The following is a 3,854-nucleotide window of genomic DNA, read 5'->3' as shown; positions in this document are numbered from 1 at the left end:
GGCGTGCGCGGCGGCCAGCCCGAGCAGCGATCCCTTCAGTACGACGAGGGCCGCCTCCGGCCCGGTCGCGCCCTCCTGCGCCAGCAGTGCGCGCAAGGCGATGCCGTCGACGAGCTCCATCACGATCGCCGCGCCCGAGGGCGCCTCGACGTACTCGTAGAGGCGCACGACGTACGGCGTGTCCAGTCCGCCGAGCAGCCGGGCCTCCGCCCGGAACTCGCGCACGAAGGCGGTGTCGCGCCGCAGCCGCTCGCCGAGGTACTTCACGGCCACCGGCGCGAGCACCCCGGAGGCACCGGAGCCGTCGCCCACGGCCTCTCCGACCCCGACCGCTTCCCCGACACCGACCCGCGCCCCGGTGCGGGTCACGTCCGTCGCCGTCACCCTCTTCCGCCAGACGGGCCCGGTCACCGGACAGGCGACCGTGGACGTGGCCACCGACGGGCCGGGACCGGTCACGGTGGTGGTCACCTGGTACACCGGCAACAGCAAGGGCGAACCGGGCACGCCCGACGGCAGCGAGACGTTCAGCCGCAGCGGCGCCACGCGCTACACCCTGCCGCTGACCCACACCTTCCAGGGGCAGGGCTGCTGGTGGGGCGTACAGGCATCGACGGATCCGGCCTGGAGCGGCGGCAGTTCGACGCAGCAGCTGCTCACCCGGAGGGGGTGCCCGGTCTCGTGAACGGCCCCTTCGACACGCCGCCCGCCGCAGGCGCCACGCCCGGGCGGCCGCCGGGCCGACCCGCCGGCGCGCCGGCCCCCGGCAGCCCCGGGGACGGCACGGCGGACACCGTACGGCTGACCGACGGCACGCCCGACACGGTACGGCTGCCCGGGGCCGGCGACGACGACCCCGGCGGCTACAGCGCGACGGCCCTGGGCAGCCACTGGTTCGAGGGGCCCGGACCGGAGGGCTCCACGGCGCGGCCGGACGCGCCCACGGCCGGGCGGGCCGCCCCGGCGGACGGGAACACGCACCGGATGCCGGAGGACGCGGTGCCCGACCGGGTGGAGGGCGAGGTGCTCCGCTTCGGGCCGGGGGTGACCGCCGTGGTCCGCCGGCGGGGCGATGCCGCGACCCTCACCGGGGTGTGGCACGGCACCCTCGCCGGGGAGGCCGGCGCGCCGCGGGGCGCGCAGGCCGGCCGCGCACGGCGCGGGCGCCCGGTGTGGCGGCGTTACGCCCCGGCGGCCGTGATCCTGGCGGCGGTGCTGGCGTTCCTCGCCTGGCAGCGCTTCGGCCCGGGCGTCGCGGTGCACGGGGTGTCCGTGGAGACGCCCGCCGAGGGACCGGGGTGCGACGGCACCGCCGACGTCGTGGCGCTGGTCACGACGAACGGGCGCGCCGGAACGATCGCGTACCGGTGGGAGCGCAGTGACGGCACGTCGTCGGGCCCGCTGCACGAGACGGTGACGCGGGGGCAGCGGGAGGCGAGGCTCCACCTCAGGTGGACGTTCACCGGCCGGGGTGAGTACCCGGCCAGGGCCGAGGTGCACATCGATGCGCCCGGACAGCGTTCGGCGGCGGCGGAGTTCGTGTACGTCTGCCGCTGAGGACGCGCGGCGGCAGGAACGCGTGCCGGCGTGGACGGGTGCCGGCGTGGACGGGTGCCGGCGTGGACGGTGCTGCTGAGAACGCGTGCCGGCAGGAACGCGCGCCGGTGTGGACGCGTACCGGTGTGGACGCCCCCTGCTGAGAACGCGTGCCGGCGTGACCGTACGGCGCCGTGCACGCCGTCGCCGGGACCGTGCGTGGGCGGCGGCCGGCGCGGCGGCACCCATGCCCCGGCCACCGGCGTCGCCCGGGGCGCCGTGTACCGCCGTGGTCGGCGGCCCTTCGCCGTCACGGGCGCAGGCACGCGCATGGGAACGCTCTCAGCCGTCATCCGACCGGCCGGCCCGGGGCCGCTGTACCCCATGTTCCACTCATCGGAATATATTTTCCGCATGACGACATTCGAGGAGAGGTCGCCGGTCTCTTCCGGCAGCGGCCGCCCGCCGGGTCTGCCACGCCGTGCCGCGGCCGAGCTGGTCGGCACCGCGGCCCTGGTGACGGTCGTGATCGGCTCCGGCATCAAGGCGGACGCCCTCAGCCAGGACGCCGGCACGGCGTTGCTCGCCAACTCCCTGGCGTCGGCGATCGGGCTGGGGCTGCTGATCACCCTTCTGACACCGGTGTCCGGTGGTCACCTCAACCCGGTGGTGACCCTGTACGCGTGGTGGAGCGCGCAAGACCGCGGCCGCCGGGCCGTGCGCGACGCCCTCGTCCGCGTCGCGGCGCAGACGGCCGGGGCGGTCGCCGGCGCCCTGCTCGCCGACGCGATGTTCGGCCGCGTGCCGGGCGGCCCGTCGGAACAGGACAGGTCGGCCGGTCATCTCCTGGCCGGCGAGGCCGTCGCCACGGCGGGCCTGGTGTTCCTGATCGCCGGGCTCCGGCGGACCGGGCGGGCCCGGTGGACGCCTCTCGCCGTGGCCGCGTACCTGGTGGCCGCGATCTGGTTCACCTCCTCGGGATCGTTCGCCAACCCGGCGGCCACGGTGGGACGTTCGCTGTCCGACTCGTTCGCGGGCATCGCACCGGCATCGGTTCCGGCCTTCGTCGGCGCCCAGCTGCTCGGCGGGGTGCTCGGCTGCGCGCTGGCGACGGCGCTCTTCGGCACCGCGGCGGCACCCTCGCGGCCCGGGCGCGGGGACGCCGGCCGGATGGCCGGTCCCCGGCGGCCCGCGGTGGGACGGCTCGTGCCGGTGCCGGTGCCGGTGCCCGTGCCGTCAGTACCTGATCCGCGCCAGGACCGGGAGATGGTCGCTGCCGGTGGCCGGGAGGGTGCGGAGACCGACCACGGCGGACTCCCGGGCCAGCACCTGGTCGATCCGCGCCACCGGGAAGTCGGCGGGCCAGCTGAGAGCGAAACCCGGGCCCTCGACCCCCAGGCGTGAGGTCAGCGGTCGCAGTCCCCGGTCGTCGACGGTGCCGTTGAGGTCGCCGAGGAGCAGGACGCGTCGCGCCGGTTCGGCCTCGATCGCCGCACCGAGCAGCGCGGCGCTCTCGTCCCGGTTGGCGGCCCGCAGCCCCTGGACCCCGAGCCGGATCGAGGGCAGATGGGCCACGTAGACGGCGAGCTCGCCGTGCGGGGTGTGCACGGTGGCCCGCATGCCGCGGTTCCAGCCGGGCTCGAAGGCCCGCGGCCGGATGTCCACCGGCGCCACGTCCGTCAGCGGGTAGCGGGACCACAGCCCGACGGTGCCCACGACGGCATGGTGCGGCCGGCCGGGGGCGAGGGCCCGCTCGTAGGCGGGGAGGGCCGCCGGGGTGACCTCCTCCAGGGCGACGAGATCGGGCTGCTCCCGGGCCAGCGCCCGCGCCGTGCCCGCCGGGTCGGGGTTGTCGTCGGCGACGTTGTGCTGCACGGCGACCAGGTCGTGCCGGCCGCCGTCCGCGGGGACGAGCAGCGGCCCGAAGACGACGAGCCAGGCCACCACGGGCAGCACCAGCGCCACGAGGGCGGTCGCCGAGCGGCGCAGCAGGCCCGTCAGGAGGAGGACGGGGACGGCGAGGCCCAGCCAGGGCAGGAACGTCTCCAGCAGGCTGCCGAGGCGGATGCCCGCGTTCGGCACCAGCGGGTGGAGCACGAGCACGGCGGCGGTGAGGACCGCGCATCCGGCGGTGACCCGGCCGCGCCGCCATCGCGAAGCGGGGGCCCCGGGGCCCCCGGGGCCCGGCCCCGCCGGACTGGCAGGATCTTCGCCGGGGCACCACACGGAGAACGGGGGCAGGGATGCACGTCGGGGACGGCGACGCGACGACGGGCGGCGCGGCCGACGAAGGCGGCGAGGCGCCGGCGGCGGGGGGT

General features: G+C 77.0%; 4 protein-coding genes and 1 pseudogene. 3 read left to right on the top strand and 2 right to left on the bottom strand.

All coding sequences use genetic code 11. The features are described from left to right. Positions 1 to 312 (bottom strand): protein kinase domain-containing protein (locus tag EAO77_RS36115; protein ID WP_410088759.1); only part of this gene is annotated, 312 nt, incomplete at its 3' end. A gap of 46 nt (positions 313 to 358) precedes the next feature. Here EAO77_RS36115 and EAO77_RS36110 point away from each other — a divergent pair. The 3 genes and pseudogenes from EAO77_RS36110 to EAO77_RS36100 form a co-directional block, all read left to right on the top strand. Further along, positions 359 to 685 carry a hypothetical protein gene (locus EAO77_RS36110; protein ID WP_147992526.1) on the top strand — a complete coding sequence of 109 codons (327 nt, stop codon included), beginning with the start codon at positions 359 to 361 and terminating at the stop codon, positions 683 to 685. Next, the gene (locus EAO77_RS36105) at positions 682 to 1,557 is read left to right on the top strand and encodes a hypothetical protein (protein ID WP_147992525.1); all 876 of its coding nucleotides are present in this window, start codon (positions 682 to 684) and stop codon (positions 1,555 to 1,557) included. Before EAO77_RS36110 ends, EAO77_RS36105 begins: the two co-directional genes overlap by 4 nt. A 309-nt stretch (positions 1,558 to 1,866) precedes the next feature. Then, positions 1,867 to 2,421, top strand: a pseudogene (locus EAO77_RS36100) (aquaporin); the annotation flags it as partial. 351 nt (positions 2,422 to 2,772) lie between these two features. Here EAO77_RS36100 and EAO77_RS36095 read toward each other — a convergent pair. After that, positions 2,773 to 3,639, bottom strand: a complete 867-nt coding sequence (locus EAO77_RS36095; protein ID WP_261994308.1) for an endonuclease/exonuclease/phosphatase family protein — start codon at positions 3,637 to 3,639, stop codon at positions 2,773 to 2,775. Positions 3,640 to 3,854: the final 215 nt, after the last annotated feature.

Source organism: Streptomyces sp. T39, assembly GCF_008042045.1.
Lineage (GTDB): Bacteria > Actinomycetota > Actinomycetes > Streptomycetales > Streptomycetaceae > Streptomyces.
The sequence above is the reverse complement of the archived record's forward strand: the minus strand, read 5'-3'. Positions and strand labels throughout refer to the sequence as shown.